The sequence below is a fragment of the Psychrobacter maritimus genome, assembly GCF_029953575.1.
GTDB classification, from domain to species: domain Bacteria; phylum Pseudomonadota; class Gammaproteobacteria; order Pseudomonadales; family Moraxellaceae; genus Psychrobacter; species Psychrobacter maritimus.
In genome coordinates this window covers 668,721-689,037 of record NZ_CP124526.1, presented here as the reverse complement: position 1 = coordinate 689,037, position 20,317 = coordinate 668,721, and the positions used below count along the sequence as shown (strand labels likewise).

17 protein-coding genes are annotated in these 20,317 nt (G+C 42.9%); 2 read left to right on the top strand and 15 right to left on the bottom strand.

The features are described from left to right. Window positions 1–164: 164 nt before the first annotated feature. The 4 genes from mfd to QJS82_RS02940 form a co-directional block, all read right to left on the bottom strand. Window positions 165–3,938 carry a transcription-repair coupling factor gene (mfd, locus tag QJS82_RS02955; protein ID WP_281491184.1) on the bottom strand — a complete coding sequence of 1,258 codons (3,774 nt, stop codon included), beginning with the start codon at window positions 3,936–3,938 and terminating at the stop codon, window positions 165–167. Between the two features lie 238 nt (window positions 3,939–4,176). Next, on the bottom strand, window positions 4,177–4,692 hold the full coding sequence (gene rraA, locus QJS82_RS02950) for a ribonuclease E activity regulator RraA (RefSeq protein WP_227670523.1): 516 nt from the start codon (window positions 4,690–4,692) through the stop codon (window positions 4,177–4,179). A gap of 78 nt (window positions 4,693–4,770) precedes the next feature. Further along, window positions 4,771–5,472 (bottom strand): IS1 family transposase, encoded by a 702-nt coding sequence (locus tag QJS82_RS02945; RefSeq protein ID WP_281491183.1) that lies wholly within the window; start codon window positions 5,470–5,472, stop codon window positions 4,771–4,773. A gap of 139 nt (window positions 5,473–5,611) precedes the next feature. Next, a complete protein-coding gene (locus QJS82_RS02940) occupies window positions 5,612–6,313 on the bottom strand; it encodes an NAD-dependent epimerase/dehydratase family protein (RefSeq protein WP_281491182.1) in 702 nt (233 codons plus the stop codon). Window positions 6,314–6,866: 553 nt separating this feature from the next. Between QJS82_RS02940 and rpsT the strand changes: the two genes are divergently transcribed. Next, window positions 6,867–7,133, top strand: coding sequence for a 30S ribosomal protein S20 (rpsT, locus tag QJS82_RS02935; protein ID WP_010200097.1), 267 nt, complete (start codon window positions 6,867–6,869; stop codon window positions 7,131–7,133). 164 nt (window positions 7,134–7,297) lie between these two features. Here rpsT and QJS82_RS02930 read toward each other — a convergent pair whose 3' ends face one another. Together QJS82_RS02930 and QJS82_RS02925 are read right to left on the bottom strand one after the other, a co-directional pair. Beyond that, window positions 7,298–8,134 (bottom strand): histidine phosphatase family protein, encoded by an 837-nt coding sequence (locus QJS82_RS02930; RefSeq protein WP_281491181.1) that lies wholly within the window; start codon window positions 8,132–8,134, stop codon window positions 7,298–7,300. 118 nt (window positions 8,135–8,252) lie between these two features. Continuing rightward, window positions 8,253–9,557 carry an RNA-guided endonuclease InsQ/TnpB family protein gene (locus QJS82_RS02925; RefSeq protein ID WP_281491180.1) on the bottom strand — a complete coding sequence of 435 codons (1,305 nt, stop codon included), beginning with the start codon at window positions 9,555–9,557 and terminating at the stop codon, window positions 8,253–8,255. A gap of 74 nt (window positions 9,558–9,631) precedes the next feature. Between QJS82_RS02925 and tnpA the strand changes: the two genes are divergently transcribed. Beyond that, the gene (gene tnpA / locus QJS82_RS02920) at window positions 9,632–10,030 is read left to right on the top strand and encodes an IS200/IS605 family transposase (protein ID WP_281491179.1); all 399 of its coding nucleotides are present in this window, start codon (window positions 9,632–9,634) and stop codon (window positions 10,028–10,030) included. A 111-nt stretch (window positions 10,031–10,141) separates the two neighbouring features. On the opposite strand, the gene QJS82_RS02915 is transcribed toward tnpA, so the two are convergent. From QJS82_RS02915 to QJS82_RS02875, 9 genes are all read right to left on the bottom strand, one after another. Continuing rightward, window positions 10,142–10,936, bottom strand: coding sequence for a metallophosphoesterase (locus QJS82_RS02915; RefSeq protein ID WP_281491178.1), 795 nt, complete (start codon window positions 10,934–10,936; stop codon window positions 10,142–10,144). A gap of 214 nt (window positions 10,937–11,150) precedes the next feature. Further along, on the bottom strand, window positions 11,151–11,849 hold the full coding sequence (gene pyrF, locus QJS82_RS02910; protein ID WP_281491177.1) for an orotidine-5'-phosphate decarboxylase: 699 nt from the start codon (window positions 11,847–11,849) through the stop codon (window positions 11,151–11,153). 76 nt (window positions 11,850–11,925) lie between these two features. Continuing rightward, window positions 11,926–12,336 (bottom strand): lipopolysaccharide assembly protein LapA domain-containing protein, encoded by a 411-nt coding sequence (locus tag QJS82_RS02905; RefSeq protein ID WP_201620194.1) that lies wholly within the window; start codon window positions 12,334–12,336, stop codon window positions 11,926–11,928. Window positions 12,337–12,615: 279 nt separating this feature from the next. After that, a complete protein-coding gene (locus tag QJS82_RS02900) occupies window positions 12,616–12,921 on the bottom strand; it encodes an integration host factor subunit beta (RefSeq protein ID WP_183620940.1) in 306 nt (101 codons plus the stop codon). 254 nt (window positions 12,922–13,175) lie between these two features. Beyond that, window positions 13,176–14,867 (bottom strand): 30S ribosomal protein S1, encoded by a 1,692-nt coding sequence (rpsA, locus tag QJS82_RS02895; RefSeq protein ID WP_201565441.1) that lies wholly within the window; start codon window positions 14,865–14,867, stop codon window positions 13,176–13,178. A gap of 234 nt (window positions 14,868–15,101) precedes the next feature. Then, complete coding sequence (gene cmk / locus QJS82_RS02890; RefSeq protein WP_281491176.1) at window positions 15,102–15,860, bottom strand: (d)CMP kinase; 759 nt, start codon at window positions 15,858–15,860, stop codon at window positions 15,102–15,104. A gap of 187 nt (window positions 15,861–16,047) precedes the next feature. Next, complete coding sequence (gene tadA, locus QJS82_RS02885) at window positions 16,048–16,599, bottom strand: tRNA adenosine(34) deaminase TadA (protein WP_281491175.1); 552 nt, start codon at window positions 16,597–16,599, stop codon at window positions 16,048–16,050. 77 nt (window positions 16,600–16,676) lie between these two features. Then, entirely contained in the window at window positions 16,677–17,414 is a 738-nt protein-coding gene (locus tag QJS82_RS02880; protein WP_281491174.1) for a uracil-DNA glycosylase, read from the bottom strand. Window positions 17,415–17,572: 158 nt separating this feature from the next. Then, a complete protein-coding gene (locus tag QJS82_RS02875; protein WP_281491173.1) occupies window positions 17,573–20,137 on the bottom strand; it encodes an AAA family ATPase in 2,565 nt (854 codons plus the stop codon). Window positions 20,138–20,317: the final 180 nt, after the last annotated feature.

Sequence of the window (20,317 nt, the reverse complement as noted above, 5' to 3'; positions counted from 1 at the left end):
AACATTGAGCTATAAAAAATAGTAGGCTAAATATAGGGTGTCGCTATTTTATCAGTTATCCAACCGATAAAATAGCGCCATGACTGATTGTCTTAGGATGCAACATTCACCTTATTTAAATTATTTAGCGAATCTGTTCAGTTTAAAAATATAAATCAATGAAGCTAAGCTGACTCTGCCACCATATGCTCACTAAAATAGCGTAACAGCTCTTGAATTGCGCTGACGCGCTGCTGCGGTGTTGCCAGTTTATCGGCATCCTGATAACGAATGCCAGAGGCACCATTCATACGATAGCGCTGCCCATTGCTCTGAATCAATTTAATAATCGCTAAGGCATCGACCGGCGTATCAGGTGCAAATTCTAACGTCATGCTATTACTATTGGCATCAATCTTATTAATTTTTAGCGGCTCAGCTTGTATACGCAGTCCGTGAATGGCGAATAACTGCTTGGTTTGATCGGGTAATATGCCAAAACGGTCAATCATTTCGGTACGGATATCGGTCAATGCCTCTTTATCATCGGCATTACTAATGCGTTTATAAAATAATAAACGTTGATGCACATCGTGTAAATAATCCTCTGGTATCAACGCTGAGCTATGCAGGTTAATCTCGCTGGTCAGCGATAAAGGTGTACTCAAATCAGGCTCTTTACCAGCTTTAATCGCTTTTGTCGCTCGCTCCAGCATATCCATATATAGGCTAAAGCCAATCGCTTGCATATTACCACTTTGCTGCTTACCAAGTATCTCGCCCGCACCGCGAATCTCTAAATCCTCACTTGCCAGCATAAAGCCTGCGCCCAGTGTATTAGCGCGCTCAATCGCGTGCAGACGGCGCTTAGCATCGCCTTTAAGACCTTTGATAGAAGGCACTAGCAGATAACAATAAGCCTGGTGATGACTACGGCCAACACGACCTCGCAGCTGATGCAATTGCGCCAAGCCAAACTTATCGGCGCGCTCAATGATAATGGTATTAGCATTGGGTACATCGATACCGGTTTCGATAATGGTCGAACAGACTAGCACGTTGAACTTTTTATGATAAAACTGCTGCATGACTTGTTCAAGTTGGCGCTCTTGCATTTGCCCATGAGCGACCCCTACTCGCGCCTCAGGAACCAATTCACGTATGGTTTCTGCCATACGCTCAATGCTTGCCACATCATTATGCAATAAATAAACTTGCCCGCCACGCAGTAGCTCACGCAAGATAGCCTCTTTCATCAGGGCATCAGTTTTTTGCATGACAAAGGTTTTAATAGCCAAACGACGTGCCGGTGGCGTGGCAATAATCGACATATCACGCATACCCGAGAGCGCCATATTGAGCGTTCTAGGGATTGGCGTCGCAGTCATCGACATACTATCCACATCGGTCTGAATCGCCTTAATACGCTCTTTATGACGCACGCCAAAGCGATGCTCTTCATCGACAATCATCAAACCTAAATTAGAAAATTTCACATCAGGCTGTAATAGCTTATGTGTACCGATAACGATATCAACCTTGCCAGCTGCTAAATCAGCCAATACCGTCTCTTGATGTTTTTTGCCACCGAAGCGCGATAGGGTTTCGATACGCACTGGCCAATCAGCAAAACGGTCGCGGAAATTGTCTTCATGCTGACCGGCTAGCAAGGTGGTCGGCACCAATACTGCCACTTGATAGCCAGCACTAACCGCGATAAACGCCGCCCGCATGGCCACTTCTGTTTTACCAAAGCCCACATCACCGCAGATAAGGCGATCCATCGGTTGGTTCTGTCTCATGTCTTCCATCACCGCATGGATGGCATTGGCCTGATCGGGCGTTTCTTCAAAAGCAAATTGACTGGCAAACAGCTCATACTGTGATGAATCTATTTTAAAATGAATACCGACTTTGGCTTCACGCCGTGCTTGCATATTAAGCAGTTCAGCCGCCACATCGTGGATTTGCTCGAGGGCTTTTTGCTTGGCTTTATCCCATTTACCGCTACCGATTTTATGCAATGGCGCAAGCGCAGGATCACCGCCGCTATAACGGTTAATCATCTGTAAATTGGCAACCGGTACATAAATACTGGCATCATCGGCGTACTTTAAGTGGATAAACTCTTGTTCACCATCGCCGACATCTAGCGTAATCAGCCCGTGATAACGTCCGATACCATGCTCGATATGCACCACTGGACTGCCTTCGGTTATCTCGGTGACGCTTTTAACCAAAAACTCTTCTGACACACCGCTTTGACGACGGCGGCGCGTTTGCAGTACTTGCCGACCAAATAACTGTGTCTCACTAATCAGCACTAAACGTTCAGGAACATAAACCCCGCGCTCAATAGGTGCAACTGTGAGACCAACCTGCGGCAGCTTTTTAGCATTAAGACCAGTAGTTTTATCGGCGGCTAAAAACGCCTCAAAGCTGTCATAAGCTTTGATATCGATTCTGCCTTTAAACAGCTCGATGAGAATCTCACGGCGACCCGCTGTTTCAGCGACAATCAATACAGGTGTTGCTGTTTGCGCTTGCAGCGCTAAAAACTCTAGCAGTTCAGTAAGTGGCTCAGCTTTTTGATGATTGACTGATAATTGCGGCGGCTCTTGCGCACTTAACGTCACCAAGCCTTGCTGCTTACTCGGCACAAGCGGCAGTTGTGGCTGTAAATCTGGCTGCTCTTCAACTTGCAGCAATGACTTGTCTGCTAACAATGAAGCATCTTCCAATAACGAAGCATCGCTATCAATTGCAGCGACATCGGTCATGGTAGCCAATTCATTACGCGCACTGAGAATCACCCGTGGATAATGATTGAGGTGCTCGTTTAAAGTATTTGATAATAAATACAATAATTCAGGCGCGACGATGGGTTTATCAATATCATGACGACGTTCTTCATAACGGCGCTGAATCTGTGACCAATAATCTGCCTGTTTTTCGTTAATTAGCTCATCTGTGATAAATAGTGCATCGCTTGGTAAGTAAGCAAATAAACTACTCTCAGCTTCCCAATCCTTTAAGTCAAAAAATAGCGGCTGATAATATTCAAGTCCACTACTAGCGATACCCGCCATGACATCTTTATGTAGTTCAAACTTACGGCTGCTGGTATTAGGAAACATAGCGGCAAAGTTGGTGCGAAACGTCTCCCGCCCTTCATCAAGCGGAAACTCTTTTGCTGGTAGTATTTGAAACTGCTTAATGGGCTTTGAGATATCTGGCAGTTTATGCAGTAGCGATAGCGACTCTTTACCCATGCTGCTATCGTTGCCGCTCATCATCGTTTTGAGGTCATCGACGGTCAGTGTACGCTGGGTTTGCGGGTTAAAAAAGCGGATGGTTTCAATTTCATCGTCAAACAAATCTAGGCGTAGCGGAAACGGCTGACCCATGGCAAAGATATCAATGATGCTACCGCGTACGGCAAATTCGCCCGGCTCAAAGACGTTCTCAACCGCACGGTAACCGGCCTTTGCCAATAAGCCACGTTGGGTATTGATATCGAATCTATCACCGACACTCAAATCAAAATGCTGACCTATCAGCCAGCTTGGCGGTGCGACCCGATGCATCAATGCCTGTACCGAGATGAGCAGCACGCCTGACGTTGGCATATCGGTTAATAGATTGATACGCTCGCTGACGATATCTTGATGCGGAGACAGCTCATCATAGGTCAATGTCTCCCAATCAGGGAATACATAAGCATCGACGCCGCAAAATGCCAATTCTGTTTCTATCTGATTAAGCTGGTTTTGGTCACGCGTTACCACAACCTTTAGACGGTCGGCAACATTCCATAGCGATGTTTGCACCAGACTTGCCAGCCACAAACTACTGACAGCCCCATGCACAGGTGCCAGCCAACGGCGCTGGGCATTCTGGATAGGAAACAACTGCTGGTTAATCGGTTCAAAGGCGTCAGTCAAAGCAGTGATAGGCATAAAGAATAGGGTCAACGTTAAGAGTCAGAAAGCTATTATACGAATATTTCAGCAATTACCAAAATTTATGCCGTAACGGTTTGTCACTTAGCATTCTTATGAAAAAACCAATAGCCAAATAGTTGATAAAACTTATATTCGTATATAAAGACAGGATGAGTAAATGTAAAAACCTCAACGGTTAAGCTGAGGTTTTTGAGTGATATGCATTAAGCTGTTTTTAAATTATAAGCGGTTTTTAAATTAATGGTTTGTCGCTAGCGATAATGCCGTTATTATCTGCATAGACAAACATACCAGAATTTAACGTTAAATCACCAAAGCTGATTTCAAGATCGGTTTGACCTTCGTCACGGCGGTTTGATTTACGCGGGATACAGCCGAGTGCCATAACACCGATGTCCATTGCTGCCATATCATCAACATCACGCACGCAGCCATACACCACAACCCCTGCCCAGCCATTATCAATCGCTGATTGCGCAATCATATCGCCGAGCAACGCGCAACGCATCGAACCACCGCCGTCAACGACCAATACTTTGCCATTACCGTCTTTATCTTTACCATCGCTGTTTAATAACGATTTTACGCGGCTATTATCTTCAAAGCATTTCACCGTCACGATTTCACCGCAAAATCTGTCTTTGCCACCAAAGCTATAAAAAGACTTGCCTTCGATATTAGGCAAACATACCTGTGATTCAGGGTTGGCATCCAATAAATCACAAGTCACAAAGTTCTCTTTATTCATGGTCGATTCTGACATGTCTGACGCTCCTTGTTGTGCATGATTAAATTATTTGGTGGTGTTCTAAAAAGTATGCTGACATCAGACGTAGCCATAATTGACATAAAAGAACACCAGATCGAATACTTTAAAGTGATTATCAAGCTTTTTTGAGAAGCAACAAGTCTTTCTAACCGCTCGACGTAATCGGTGTCTCAAGCGACAGTTATTACCTTCTATACCTACCGTATGCTGTTTGCCAACTCGCTTATGATCTGGTTTAAAAGCCGTTATAAAGCTATCCCAATTGTCCATACTAATAGAGTCATAGCTGACTTTGAGCTGCTTTAGACGTGCTCTTAGCTTCTTAGCCGTTCTCAAATCACGTTTGCCCCAAACATAAGCAACAATCTCATTGGTAGCGCGATCATCAGCATAAATAAGCCAGACTTTACGCTTCTTGCGATACACGTAAGTCCAGAATTCATCAACCTCTAAGCGTTCATAGTAGCTCTTCTTAGGCGCAATCTTATAAACAGATGAGCCTATGGTGCTTAGCACTTTACCAATGCTAACTGAGGCTATAATAGCAATGTCTCTAATGCCACAGCCTCTCACTGTCATTAGCCGTATTTTATCTTCTATTCTAGAGTGACAGCCGTTATAAGTTAAGGCATGATCACCAATGAACTGACGCTTGCAGGCTTTGCATTGGTAGTTTTGCTTGCCATAGCTTTTTTTGCCATTTTTCTTTAAACTGGGACTGTGACAGTCGGGGCAGTTGATATCTATTTGTGTCTTCATAACCTCAAATATATCATCTTGCCTCGGCTGTCACTCTCCTTTATTACCTCAGCATACTTTCTGATACACCACCAATTATTTATGTTAAATCATTTATGACTGAGTTTTAATTTTAAGTGTTTTTAATTGAATGCTTAGGCTATTTTTTAACCTTAGTCATCGCTAGCATCTGCTTATTTTCGATGATATCTGTGGTTTGAATCGCAGGCTCATTACGGTATTTATTACGCTGATAGACATCATGTGCACTCATTGCCATCGCACTGGCAACGCGCTTTGCAGAAATAGGATGCAGTGATAATGACTCTGAGAGCAAAGGCGAGATGAGTTTAAACGCTTTTTGACCAATACTTTCAAGCGGGCGACCTTTATGCTTGCCCAGCAATAAAGAAGGACGCAGAATCACCAGCTGCTTAAAACCTAGCGCCATAATAGACTGCTCAGTTTCCGCTTTGACCCGATTGTATAAAAAGCGACTGTCGATGTCCGCATTCATTGAGGATAATAAAAAGAAGTTTTCAACGCCTTTTTCTTGGCAGAGTTTGGCAAAATTGACATTATAATCATGGTCGATTTTTCGAAAAGCTTCATCACTCCCCGCCTGCTTTTTGGTGGTACCAAGGCAGCTAAAAGCATCTGTCTTATTATCAGCACCAACGCTGGCAAATATTTCAGCCAAATTATCAAAATCATTGACCTGATAAAAGCGCATGCTGGCATTGATATAGCGAGGCGGACGCCGTGCAATCACAATTAACATGTCATAAAGCTCACTAAGCTGCTTAACAAGATGCTGCCCGACCAATCCTGTTGCGCCAATCACAATTGCTTTTCGCTGCATAGCCTATCCATTTATATAATGTTGGAATATGTATAATAAGAAGAAAGATGAGGGGTAAACGCTTATCATCAACGCCTTTGCCCCTTGTATCATACCTAAATTCAGAGATAACTGACGCTATTCTACACAATTTATTGTAAGAGATTTTATCAGCCATCAAATTGATTGCACCAATCAGCCGTTTTAAGCTGCCACTTTTGCTAGATATTTTGCTCATTTGCTTAATAAAACGCTTATTAACCACCCTAAAAACCAGCAATCCGTGTGCTAGCATAACTTCTTTACGCATTAATCATCAAATATATTGTTCTAAGCGCAATAATTTGCTAAGATAACCGGCTTTACACGTCAACGCTGTTTAATTATTCCAAACAGTTCTGGCGCTTGCGATGATCTATTACTAATTTAGGTGCCTTTAATAACAGATAGGTATTCTAATATCAGACATCGACATCATGTTTGGCGAGAGGCTGCTCGTCACCGATGATTGTTAAACCCATTATTATTGCAATCAACATTCATATTTTTATCTGTCTTTATCAAGGAGATACGCGTGGCTAATACTGCACAAGCTCGTAAACGCGCCCGTCAAAACACCAAACGTCGTCAGAACTCTGCGTCACAACGCTCTATGGTTCGTACTTATCTAAAACGTGTTGACGCGGCTATCGCTGCTAAAGATTATGACGCGGCTACCGAAGCTTACAAAAAAGCGGTACCGGTTCTTGATCGTATGGCTGACAAAGGTATTATTCATAAGAATAAAGCTGCTCGTCGTAAGAGCCGCCTAAACAAAACCATCAAAGGCTTACAAGCTTAAGATTGGTTGCGTTTAGACCGCATTGCACTTTTATAGTGTGATGACTAAAACCTTGTTACCAGTTCTAATACTGGGGCAAGGTTTTTTTATGCCTGTTTATTTATCATTTATAACTGCTTAAAAGTGTTTAACAGTTTTAGAAAATGATGTTTAGCAAAAAATACTTAGGTCCATTTTACTTCTGGTGGCAATAGCAATTTATTAGGATGAAAGCCGGCCGCACGGTAACTGTCAAGCAAAGTATGAATCGGGCGCACATAAACTTCACCGCGCCAGACGAAATAAGCACTGGCCTGCTCAAATGGCTTATCATCAAACCACAAGAACACCCCTTCCATCATCTTTGGCCAATCATTCCAATCAATATCAGTCACATCAAACATCACCGCCAAAAACGCTGACAGCAAGGTATCATGACTGACGGCAAGCATTAAATGCCCATGCTCAGGCTGATTTTGGTAAAACAGTGATAAAAGATCAAGCCCACCTTGATAGGCGTTTTTGGTACCTTCAAGATTGCCTTGTAAAAAGCGATTGATAAAATTGAGCACGCCAATTTCTTTAAATATGGGAGTGGCAATCTCAGGTTCAGTCACCAGACTACCGGGCTCAACCAATAATGATTGATGCGAGATATCACGTTGTAGCCCCGCGCCTGCTTGCATCAGCTGCGCGGTATCGATACAACGCCCAATCGGGCTTGAGATACTATCGACATCGAGCGAATACGGCAGATGTCCTGCCAACCAGCGCCCCCAAGACTTCGCTAAGACGCGACCTTTTTGGGTCAGCGGCAACTGATAACTGGCAAAACCATTACCGTCAGAGCGCTCACGTAAAGAATGTCTGGTAAATAAAATCAGCCGTTTATCCGTAGGCAGTAAGCCGACCGAAGACATCATACTGTCAGGTAAGTGCGAGGGCGCTGGTGCACTTGGCGTGTGACTCGCACGCTGCGCAGCGGATAGTTTTGATAGGGTGTTATTAGGCAGTTTACTCATGATAGCAAGCGTAGCAGATTTTTTGACACCAATGAACAAAATATAAGTTCAGTTGCAATTTGACATACTCCCGCCACTTTCGCCAAGCTCAAGTGTGGGATTCTAAAAGCAACAGCTCTTAGGTGGCTTTCTCACGAAGACCACAAGTTTTCTGTTTCATCGGGCGACCTTTACCGCATCCTCCCTCCGCAGACAAAACGGCATGTCCTGCCGCTAATATATTGCGAGCCGCATTAAAATCAGCGTTCGCAACATACCTGCATTTGACGCACTCAAATCTTGCCTGAGAGCGCCTATTTTCTTTGGCAATATGCTGGCATTGAGAGCAGGTCTGGCTGGTATATCGTGGATTAATTTTTATAAGTAATCCGCCTTGCCAGTGCTGCTTATACTCAAGCATATCAACCATCATGCCCCAGCCTTGATCTAAGATCAACTTATTCAATCCTGACTTAGCTTTGACATTGCGCCCATGCTGAACGGCAGAGCCGCTAGCTGACTGCGACATATTGACTACTTTCAAATCCTCAACAACAATCATGGCGTGGTTTTTGCTGATGTTGGTGGTGATTTTATGCAAGTAATCGTGGCGAATATTGGCGATATGATGATGAAGTTTTTGAATCTTACGGTTTTGTTTTTGCCAGTTTTGGCTAAATAAGACCTTACGACTCAACTGCCGTTGCAACTTTGCCAGTTTGACTTGATTGGATTTAAAGCTATTTTTGGGTTTAATGTACTGACCGTCTGAGGTACTGATGAGTTTGGTGATGCCTAAATCAATGCCGATGGCGGTTTTAGAAGGGTGAATTGGGTTTTCAATCTCGCGCTCACACCCAAAAGACACGGACCAGCGCCCTGATTTCTTGCTAATAGTGACGTTTTTGATGGCGCCGATAATATCTTGCGACTTTCTAAATTTCACCAAACCAATACCATTCGGTAATTTGACGCGGTTGCCTTCAATACGGCAATACTTATCAAATTGAACCAAGCGGATTGAATCACAGCCATCTGATTTACGCTTAAATCTTGGCATTAGTGGGCGTAGTTGAATCTCTGTGCCATCAGCCAATTTAAAGAATTTAGGCTTTCTTACTTTCTTCTTATTTTCTTTTAACCTGGCATGAACTTTCGGATCAAAAAAGCGTGACCAAGCCGATGCCAAGTCACGAACTTTTTGTTGTAAAGACACCGCATTTGAGTGGCTTTTTAAGAACTCAAAATCAGGATTATTCTTTAAATCCATGATTTTATTAACCAAGTTGGTTGCATTAATAAACTCATTGTTGGCAAACATCTCGAATGACATTGCTAGCATTTGATTCCAAACAAAACGCGCAGAGCCGACAAGGTTATTTAAAATAACCTGTTGCTCTACGTTAGGCTCAAGCCTAAATTTATACGCCTTGTTGATTTTCATTTCTGACTACTTTCTCAATGAGTGTGTATTTGATATAATGCATACAACATTAGCACTTTAGGGGATTAATTACAATGAGTGAGATATATAAAAACCGCCATGCCGCCTTTAATCTTCATGTTCATTTGGTTTTTATCACTAAGTATCGAAAGAAGCTGTTAGGCGAGGTGCATCATAAACAATTTAGTGAGTATGCCGCCGAGGTCTGTAGGAGCTTTGATGCTGAGTTAAAAGAGTGTAAGGGTGAGGCCGACCATATGCACATGCTGATTCAGTACCCACCAACAGTGCAGATAAGCAAATTGGTTAATAACTTGAAGTCAGTCACCAGTAGACGCATGAGAGGTGATTTCATTGATTTAAGAGCTGCTTATCTAAAGCCTGTACTTTGGTCACGCTCATATTTTGCAGGGTCATGTGGTGGTGCGCCATTAGAGGTTATTAAGCAGTACATTCAAAACCAACAAGGTTAATAACTTATGCGAAATTCACCTCCACCCTAATGTCGTTTGGAGTCCTCTTTCGCTTTTTGAGATAGCTTATCCTTATAAATATCAGTAGAAGCGTTTAGTGAAAACGATTTATTAGATATCAATCACCTTGTCCCAAGCAAATGCCAATGCGGTACTGCTCACCTCATTCGGATAGGCACGCGGATTGACGATGACTCGCGTTTTATTGATTTGATAATCAAAGGCTTCATGGGTATGTCCATGTACCCAAAGCGTGGGTGCCCAATCTTCATACATCCAGCTCGATAAATCACTGACAAAAGCGGCATTACTTGGCAGCTCAGCATATTTCTCAGACACGGATAACGGGCTGATACTATGATGGCTCATCACCACAGTTTTTTTACCCAGTGCTTTAGCAGTTATTAATGCTTGCTGCAACCATCGGCGCTGCTCAGCATGGATTTGCATTGATACTTCAGGTGAAAACAGCTCGCTACCGGCATAAATTTGCTTATAATCACGCATAAAACGCCTAGCCGCTGCCATGGTATCTTCGTTAGCTTGATACTGATAATCCGTCCATAGCGTACAGCCTAAAATTCGCACCTCGCCAATATCAATATGCTGACACTGTAACACGCGCACGCCTTGCTTTAATTCACTATTATAATTATCCCAAGTCGCAAGCTTCTTATCAAAGTGCAGCACATCTTCGTTGAAGTACTCATGATTGCCGGAGATGGTAATTAATGGCACTTGTAAGCGCGCTGCTTGCTCTTGCAGCCACGGCATACCACTATCACTATTTGCCGTATCTCCAGCTACTAGCACGATGTCTGCGTCCGTTTTCGGGATATGTCCCATCGGGTGCGATTGACGAGCATAGCTGTCGATATGTAAGTCACTCAAAATCTGTAATTTCATAGGTTTTACTATTGTCCCATCATGCCATTTGCAAAAACTTGAAGATAAAAAACTGTCTATATCTAGGCTTACTATCAACATAAATTTAACCAGTGTAGCACTTTTTTCATAACTGGCAAAAAGTAAAAAAGACAGCGTGTTAGGCTGTCTTTTCATAGTTATGCTGCTAAAAACCTCAAAACAGATTATAAAATTTTAGACGTTCTATCTATAATCAGATACTTTGAAGTATCGTTTGTAATTTAGCCGCAGGATTTGTTGCTTGGGTAATGGAGCGCCCAATTACTAAATAGTCAGAGCCATCATTTAACGCTTGTTTCGGCGTGCAAATGCGTTTTTGATCATCGACATTGTCGTCTAACAGGCGAATACCCGGGGTAATTAGCTTGAAATCTTGACCACATAGCTGCTTAAGCGTTTTGGCTTCTTGCGCTGAACATACCACGCCATCAAGACCTGCTTGCTTAGTCAATTGTGCTAAGCGGCTTACTTGTACATCTAAGTCGTCCGTGATGCCCGTTTGCATCAATGCTTGGTTATCCATAGAGGTCAGTACGGTAACAGCTATTAGCAGGGTTTCAAAATTACCGTCTAACAAGCGTTGTTTGGCTAATGACATCGCCTCTAAGCCCGCGCTTGCATGAACGTTGACCATCCATACGCCAAGCTCAGCTGCCGCCAATACCGCTTGTGCCGTGGTATTAGGGATATCATGGAATTTCAAGTCCAAAAACACCTCAAAATCGCGCTGATGTAGCGCCTTAACTATCTCAGGACCGCAGCGGGTAAACAGCTCTTTACCTACCTTTAAGCGACATAACGCCGGATCTAATTGGTCAGCCAGTGCTAACGAGGCATCTCTCGTCATATTATCTAAAGCAACGACGACGGGAGAGGTATTTGCGTTATTCATAGTTATGCCACTTTCTATCGGGTTTATCAAATGATTGTATATAGAGCTATTAGAAATAGAATGGTCATCTGACCGACTAATAATCTCGCTTTTGCTTGGTTAACATTGCACCATCATCTACATCGCTGACGCTACCATCTTGTACATTGGTCGCTGTCGCACCATAGACCGCTTCTTCTACCGACGGCGCATTCGCTTGACGGTCAATAACAATATTGGCTTGTGTCACCTGCTCTTGCAGATTGGCATTTAATTTTTGTAGACGTGAGATTTCCCACTTATTTTGTAGCACACGGAACATGAGTAAAGCTAGTAGCATACCAATGATGATGCCGAGTATCAGGCACAGAATCAGCAATAAGCCCAGGTTCATCGTCGGTGCTTGGGAAAATAATAAGTTCACCCCAACTTCAGTATTATTGGCTAATACTAAACCTAACGAATAAGCAAAGCTCAAAAACAGTAATACCAGCAGTAAAATGCGCATCAGACGTATCCTTGTATGTTGAATAGTATGAACAGTTTAGCAAATAACGCAGCCATAGCGACTGCTAGTAAAGGTTTTCAATATCTAGCCTCTTATATAAAAAGACTGGTTTTATATCTCTTAGCTTATTCGTTTTGGTTTAATGATAAAAAGTCTAAACCTTAAAAATCGTTAATAGTAAGATTCTTTAATCAGAAACAGCTTTAATAGTAAGACGTCTTAGTAATCAGCAACTTTAATAATTATAAAATTAAACGTCTTACTATTCTGCTTATATTCCTAACCGTGGGCTACTTTATCATTGACGGCTTCACGTAGTGCTTTGCCAGGTTTAAAATGTGGAATGGCTTTGGCAGGTACTGGTACACTTTCGCCTGTTTTAGGGTTGCGTCCCATACGTGCACGGCGATGATGGAGACAAAAACTACCAAAACCACGCACCTCTACTCGGCCGTCGTTGGCTAAAGTATCGGTCATCAAATTTAATATTTCGCGTACTGCATCATCGACAACGGTATCTGTCATGTTGTCACAATTCGCACTCAGATTACTAATAAATTCGGACTTGTTAATTGCTTGCTGCATTATCACACTGGCCTTATTGATTAATGGATAAGATGGTTGTGAGGTAAACTATCATTTTATGACTATTTAGGTTTACGTTCACATCTCGTTACTCAATGTTGCAAATGATAGCGGATATTAGCGCAAATGGAAATAAGAGTTTCCCCTTTTACAGGAAATCGTTAAGCATTTGCTTCATACCCAAATTTAATCACAAAAAAAAGCGACCGGAGTCGCTTTCTTTTTATATACTAATTATATCAACAATATACAGCTTACTGCATTTGTTCTTTGATCAAGTCACCAATAGTTTTTGGCTGTGCATCAGAACCGGCAGTAGTGCTAGTCGTGCTAGTGCTGCTTAGCTCTTTAATCGCTTGACGCTCTTCAGCTTCGTCTTTCGCTTTGATTGACAAGCTGATGTTACGAGTTTTACGATCAACACTGATGATTTTCGCTTCAACGTCATCACCAACTGTTAGATGCTTAGTCGCATCTTCAACGCGGTCACGTTGAATCTCAGAGGCACGTAGATACGCTTCAACTTCGTCAGCAAGCTCAATAGTAGCACCTTTAGCGTCTACTTCTTTTACTTTACCATTAACGATAGCACCGCGGTCATTGTTGACTAGGTATTCGTTGAATGGATCAGAGCTTAACTGCTTCACGCCTAGGCTGATACGGTTGGCTTCTGAATCTACAGACAATACCATTGCTTCAACGGTGTCGCCTTTGTTGTAGTTACGGATAGCTTCTTCGCCAGTTTCGTTCCAAGAGATATCAGATAGATGTACAAGACCATCGATACCACCGTCTAGACCGATAAAGATACCGAAGTCAGTGATAGATTTGATCGTACCAGTGATTTTATCACCGCGCTCATGTTTCTTATCAAACTCATCCCATGGATTGGCTAGAGTTTGTTTGATACCTAAGCTGATACGACGACGTTCTTCATCGATATCAAGAATCATCACTTCAACTTCGTCACCCACTTGAACAACTTTCGATGGATGGATATTTTTGTTGGTGTGATCCATTTCTGACACGTGTACTAGACCTTCAATACCTTCAGAAATTTCAGCGAAACAACCATAATCAGTTAGGTTGGTTACGCGTGCTTTAACCACACTACCTACTGGGTATGTGCCGCCAACGTTATCCCAAGGATCAGTACCAAGTTGTTTTAGACCTAGGCTTACGCGATTGCGCTCACGGTCAAACTTAAGTACTTTAACTTTTAGGTCTTGACCAACTTCAACCACCTCAGATGGGTGCTTGATACGGCGCCATGCCATGTCAGTGATGTGCAATAGACCATCAATACCACCAAGGTCAACGAATGCACCATAATCAGTTAGGTTCTTAACGATACCTTCGATTTCGATACCTTCTTCAAGCTTGTTCAATAGCTCTTCACGCTCAGCTGAGTTTTCAGCTTCCATAACAGCGCGGCGACTTACCACAACGTTGTTACGTTTTTGATCAAGTTTGATAACTTTAAATTCTAGCTCTTTGCCTTCTAGATGCGTAGTATCACGAATCGGACGGACGTCTACCAATGAACCTGGTAGGAACGCGCGAACTGAACCGATATCAACGGTAAAGCCGCCTTTTACTTTGCTAGAAATAATACCTTTAACGATCTCATCATTGTCAGAGATTTTCTCAAGGAAATTCCAAGTCTCAACGCGTTTGGCTTTTTCACGTGACAGTAAGGTTTGACCCATACCGTTATCAACCGCTTCAACCACAACATCGACACTATCGCCAACTTCAACTTCAAGTTCGCCTTCTTCGCTTAAAAACTCTTCACGAGCGACGATACCTTCAGATTTAAGACCAGTATCTACTGTGATCCAATCGCTATCGATGGCCACAACAGTACCTGTGATAACCGAGCCACGCTCGATATCAAGACCTGTTTCTTCGATGCTCGCTTCAAATAGTTCAGCAAATGATTCCATTATGTCTACCTTTGTATAGCCGTATCCTGTCCAGCACAGTACGGATCAAATTTATGACTGTATAAAACGAAATACTGGTTTTATATCTTATATAGTCATATAAAAAAACCTTTGTTGCTAATAAGCGATTTTCAAGCGAACTCACTAGCAACAACTGTCTTACTTATACTTATATAATTTTATACTAAAATGAAAGCCATAGGAAACTTTTTAGTACTTAATATGTTGTTTTTATTAACGATTAAAGCAAATACCTTGATCTTGACAATGTTTTTTTACAAGCTCATAAACCGCATCAGCGTCTAGGTTAGAGCTATCTAAAACCAGCGCATCTTCTGCAGGCTTCGACGGTGCCGTTGCACGGTTTTCATCACGATCATCACGCGCTTTAATCGTCGCAAGAATCGCTTCAAAATCGGCAGCTTGTCCAGCCTGTAAAAGCTGTGCCACGCGGCGTTCTGCGCGAGCTTTGGCACTTGCCGTCAGATAGACTTTAACATCGGCATCTGGGAAAACCACGGTGCCCATATCACGACCATCGGCAACCAATCCTGATTGGGTCGCCATATCTTGCTGCAATTTAAGCAAGGCTTGACGTACCTTTGGATAAACTGCGACTCGTGAAGCATAACCACCGACGGTTTCATTGCGTACTTGCTCGCCAATCTTAGCGCCATTAACAATGATATCCACGCGTCCTGAATCACTATTAGGCTCAAAAACTATTTGCAAGCTTTGAGTCAATGCTAATAGCGCCGCCTCATCAATACTTTGCTCGCCATCTACATTTAGCAAACCGGCTTCGAATGCCTTTAGACCAACAATGCGATATAACGCCCCTGAATCTAGCAGCTGATACCCTAACGTTTGTGCTAAGCGCCACGTAACCGTGCCTTTACCTGCCCCACTTGGACCATCAATACAGATAACCGGATAGCGCAATGACGAAATGTCGCTATTATTATCATTAGTATTGGATGTAAAAGCAGTCATAACAGTCACTTAATCGTCGGTACAGCTTACAAAATGGCAAATGGCGTAAATTTCCACTGGTTTATCAAACGCTTGCACGCCAATAAACGTGTTCGTAAGCAAATAGGGCGACAGTATAGCAAACAAACCTTACTATCACTAGCAGTGAGCATAATATCTTGTTAATGGTTTATGCTCACTGTTATTTTTAGCGCTTGCTATTTTTTAACGCTTGGCGGCGCTCACGAAAAAAAGCCTTTAGCATCTGACTGCTATGTTCACTACACAAGCCTTTATGTACTTGAATACTATGGTTATAAAATGGCTGGGCAGCCAAGTTCATTTGACTGCCAACCATGCCAGCCCTCGGCTCACTTGCCGCATAAATAAGTCTATCCACTCGAGCATGAATCAGCGCCCCGATACACATGGTACACGGCTCTAAAGTCACATATAACGTCGTCTGTAATGGCAAGCGATAGTTTTTTAAACGCATGCAAGCATCTCTTAAAGCGACAATTTCAGCATGAGCCGTCGCATCATGGCGTCCAATCGGCTCGTTAAATCCTTGCCCAATTACTTGCTGATTGTGCACCAGTATCGCCCCTACTGGCACCTCTTCACGCGCGGCACCTTGTTTGGCAAGCTTAAGGGCTTTTTGCATCCACTTAAAATCTTCAATCAACCAAAAGGTACTTGCCGATATCAGGCTGCTCGCTAATTGATAAGGCTGCAAGCTTATCGTTTGTCTATGTTTCATTTATCAGTACAACTATTATTTTGAATATTAATAGAACTATTATTTTAAAAACCACTTTTGACGATTATTTTCAACAGCTACTGTGGCAGCTGCCAGTCAATTGGCGTTCGACCATACTGTAGTAGATAATCATTGGTTTTAGAAAATGGCTTGGAACCGAAAAATCCACCACGGTTAGCAGCCAGCGGTGAAGGATGTACAGCCGTCAAAATCAGATGTTTATCAGTATTAATATATTTGCCTTTTTTCTGCGCTTTACTACCCCACAATATAAATACCGTATGCTCTGTTTGTTCATTGACCACATCAATGACCGCATCGGTAAACTGCTCCCAACCTTTATTCTGATGACTATTTGGCTCCCCTTCTCTCACGGTCAATGAGCTATTTAATAACAATACGCCTTGCTGTGCCCAGTAGGTCAGGTCACCATGTTTTGATGACGTGATACCTATGTCACTTGCCATCTCTTTCAACAAATTATTCAGTGACGGTGGCTTTGGAATGGCTTTGGGCACTGAAAATGATAAACCCATTGCTTGTCCTGGTCCGTGATAAGGATCTTGACCTAAAATCACGACTTTAACCTGTGATAAAGGGGTTAAATTTAACGCATTAAACATCAAAGGGGCTGGTGGATAGATACTATCGTCCGATTGATAGGCTTCCTTTAAAAACGCGCGCAAATTATCCATATTGTCAGAGGTTAATTCTTCCGCTAAGGCGTTTTTCCAGTCTTCTGGTAAGCGTACATTGTCTAAAATCGCTTGTTTTTGTGCCTCTGTCTTTGTTGCTTGTACATCAAGTAATGTCATAATCAATCCTTTTTTATTTGTTATCAGGATACGCTAACACTGATATTAGCAAAATATTGGCTTTGCTATGTGATAATTAGCAATAAAAAAAACGGCTACCGCAGTAACCGTTTTTATAACGCAGTAACCATTTTTATGATACTAACAGCAAAAACTACCTAGCTGGCTAATGATTCAGAGTCTGGATGCGGCTCATGTGTCTCAACAACCGTTAGAATAATACGACTGTCAGAGGAGCCTTTATCTGACCCTTTCTCAAGCTTAACCGCATTGCCGTCTTGATCTTTAGCATCTTCAGGCTCCAAGGTCAGATGGACGACCCCGCCGTTTACCAAGTCGCCAAACAAAATCATGCTTGCCAATGGTTTCTTAATCTCGTCTTGAATCAGACGCTGCATAGGACGCGCACCCATTAGGCGATCATAACCTTTATCCGCTAAGTAATCACGTACCTCATCATCAATCTCTAGTGTTACTTGTTTATCATCAAGCTGGACTTGTAGCTCAACCAAGAACTTATCGACCACAGAGACGACGACAGAGGTATCCAATGGATTAAATTGAATGATGGCATCAAGACGGTTACGGAACTCAGGCGTAAACACACGTTTGAGCGCCTCGGTATTATCACGGCTATGGTCTTGCTGTGTGAAGCCCATAGAAGAACGACTGATACTATCGGCACCGACGTTGGTGGTCATAATCACAATCACTTGCTTAAAGATAGCGACGCGACCATTATTATCGGTCAAGGTGCCATGATCCATCACTTGCAATAACAAGTTAAAGACATCTGGATGGGCTTTTTCGATTTCATCAAGCAACAACACGCAATGCGGATGCTGATTGATTTTTTCGGTAAGCAAACCGCCTTGATCATAACCAACATAACCTGGAGGCGCACCTATCAGACGTGAAGCGGTATGCGCTTCCATATACTCTGACATATCAAAGCGTACCAACTCGACGCCCAATAAGTTTGCTAGCTGACGCGAGACCTCTGTTTTACCAACCCCGGTAGGACCAGCAAACATAAATGAACCAATTGGCTTATCGGGTGCTTTAAGACCGGCACGCGATAATTTAATCGCATCGGCCAAGGTCTCAATCGCTTCATCTTGCCCAAACACCAAGTGCTTCAAGTCACGGTCTAAATGCTGAAGAATACTCTTATCATCACTGGATACGGATTTGGGTGGAATACGCGCAAGCTTGGCAACGATAGCTTCAATATCGGCGACATCAATTTTTATCGGTGCACGTTTGCCCTCAGATTTTTTAGACCCATCGGCTTTCGCTCTATCATTGGCTTTGGCAGCATTTGCTTCGTCTTGCATCTCATTGACCGTGCCTGTCTCATCAATACTGTCATCATCAACGCCCTCAAAACCTTCTTCATCGGCATCGATTTGCGCATCAAAATCTTGCTCTAAATCAGCGATAAAGCTTTCTTCGGCATCAATATCGTCCAAATCAGCGACGATACCCAAACGCTTATACGCACCAGCTTCATCGATGACATCGATGGCTTTATCCGGTAAAAAACGCTCATGGATATGCTTGGCTGATAATTGAACAGCTGTTACCAAAGCCTCGTCGGTATATTCGACATTATGGAACTCTTCATAGCGCGGCTTCAGCCCACGTAAGATATCGATACTGTCATCAACACTTGGCTCTTTCACATCGATTTTTTGGAAACGACGTGATAATGCATGGTCTTTTTCAAACACCTGACGATATTCAGTAAAGGTCGTTGAACCAATACAGCGCAGCTCACCATTGGCAAGTGCCGGTTTGATTAAGTTTGATACATCCATATTGCTACTCATTGACGAGCCTGCGCCAATAATCATATGAATCTCATCAATAAACAAAATCGCATTGGGCTTTTTCTTTAGCGCGTCAAGCAGCGACTTCATGCGTTTTTCAAAATCACCGCGATACTTAGTACCGGCGATTAACGAGCCAATATCTAGACTATAAATCACGCAGCCGTTGAGTGGCTTCGGTGCTTTATCATTAATAATCAACCACGCCAAACCTTCTGCAATCGAGGTTTTACCCACGCCCGGCTCACCCACCAATAGCGGGTTATTTTTACGGCGACGACATAATACTTGGGCTGCGCGCTCAATTTCAGGGCCACGGCCAATTAATGGATCGGTTTTACCTTCAGCGGCACGCTGGTTTAAGTTGGTTGCAAATTCGACCAAGGGGTCTTTACTGGTCTTTTCTGAGGCACTACGGCGCTCACCTGTCATCGAAGCACGTGGCTCAGATGGCTCGTCTTTATCTTGACCGTGTGATAAATACTGGGTCAGCTCAAGGCGACTGATGCCCTGCTTTTTGAGCAAATAAACCGCATAAGTATCATGCTCTGAAAACATCGATACCAAAATATCAGACCCTTCAACCAGACGACCGCCACCAATAGACTGCACATGGAAAATAGCCCGTTGCAGGATACGATCAAAACTTTGGGTCGGTTGTGGTGATTGCTCAGTCTCAGCATCGACCGTTGGCGTATGCTTATTGATATAAGCTTCAAGCTCGCTACGCAAGGTTGAGACATTGGCATTGCAAGCAGTCAACGTATTGGCAGCATTGGTATTTTCTAATAATGCCAGTAGTAGATGTTCAACAGTGAGATACTCATGCGATTTTTGGCGCGCAAGTGTCATTGCTAAACGCAAAGAAACTTCAAGATGACGACTTAACATAAGGACTTCCTACGGTTGTACCTATCTTATTATTGATAGCTTTATGAATGAGTTAGTAACTAAATCAGGGCGATAGATGGATTGTTCAAGGGCTATGTTAGGTTTATTAAGAGACTTTACTCAATGTTATTCAATACCGACTTCCATGACGTAGACATTATTTTCAGCTTACCTTTATAT

Excerpts from the sequence above, each read along its gene's own strand:
- pyrF (WP_281491177.1), bottom strand. The coding sequence starts at position 11,849 with ATGAATAACGCAAATACCTCTCCCGTCGTCGTTGCTTTAGATAATATG.
- QJS82_RS02940 (WP_281491182.1), bottom strand. The coding sequence starts at position 6,313 with ATGCAGCGAAAAGCAATTGTGATTGGCGCAACAGGATTGGTCGGGCAG.
- QJS82_RS02900 (WP_183620940.1), bottom strand. The coding sequence starts at position 12,921 with ATGCAGCAAGCAATTAACAAGTCCGAATTTATTAGTAATCTGAGTGCG.
- QJS82_RS02945 (WP_281491183.1), bottom strand. The coding sequence starts at position 5,472 with ATGAAGACACAAATAGATATCAACTGCCCCGACTGTCACAGTCCCAGT.
- rpsA (WP_201565441.1), bottom strand. The coding sequence starts at position 14,867 with ATGGAATCATTTGCTGAACTATTTGAAGCGAGCATCGAAGAAACAGGT.
- cmk (WP_281491176.1), bottom strand. The coding sequence starts at position 15,860 with ATGACTGCTTTTACATCCAATACTAATGATAATAATAGCGACATTTCG.
- QJS82_RS02880 (WP_281491174.1), bottom strand. The coding sequence starts at position 17,414 with ATGACATTACTTGATGTACAAGCAACAAAGACAGAGGCACAAAAACAA.
- QJS82_RS02905 (WP_201620194.1), bottom strand. The coding sequence starts at position 12,336 with ATGCGCATTTTACTGCTGGTATTACTGTTTTTGAGCTTTGCTTATTCG.
- tnpA (WP_281491179.1), top strand. The coding sequence starts at position 9,632 with ATGAGTGAGATATATAAAAACCGCCATGCCGCCTTTAATCTTCATGTT.
- tadA (WP_281491175.1), bottom strand. The coding sequence starts at position 16,599 with ATGAAACATAGACAAACGATAAGCTTGCAGCCTTATCAATTAGCGAGC.
- rraA (WP_227670523.1), bottom strand. The coding sequence starts at position 4,692 with ATGAATAAAGAGAACTTTGTGACTTGTGATTTATTGGATGCCAACCCT.
- QJS82_RS02875 (WP_281491173.1), bottom strand. The coding sequence starts at position 20,137 with ATGTTAAGTCGTCATCTTGAAGTTTCTTTGCGTTTAGCAATGACACTT.
- QJS82_RS02930 (WP_281491181.1), bottom strand. The coding sequence starts at position 8,134 with ATGAGTAAACTGCCTAATAACACCCTATCAAAACTATCCGCTGCGCAG.
- mfd (WP_281491184.1), bottom strand. The coding sequence starts at position 3,938 with ATGCCTATCACTGCTTTGACTGACGCCTTTGAACCGATTAACCAGCAG.
- QJS82_RS02915 (WP_281491178.1), bottom strand. The coding sequence starts at position 10,936 with ATGAAATTACAGATTTTGAGTGACTTACATATCGACAGCTATGCTCGT.
- QJS82_RS02925 (WP_281491180.1), bottom strand. The coding sequence starts at position 9,557 with ATGAAAATCAACAAGGCGTATAAATTTAGGCTTGAGCCTAACGTAGAG.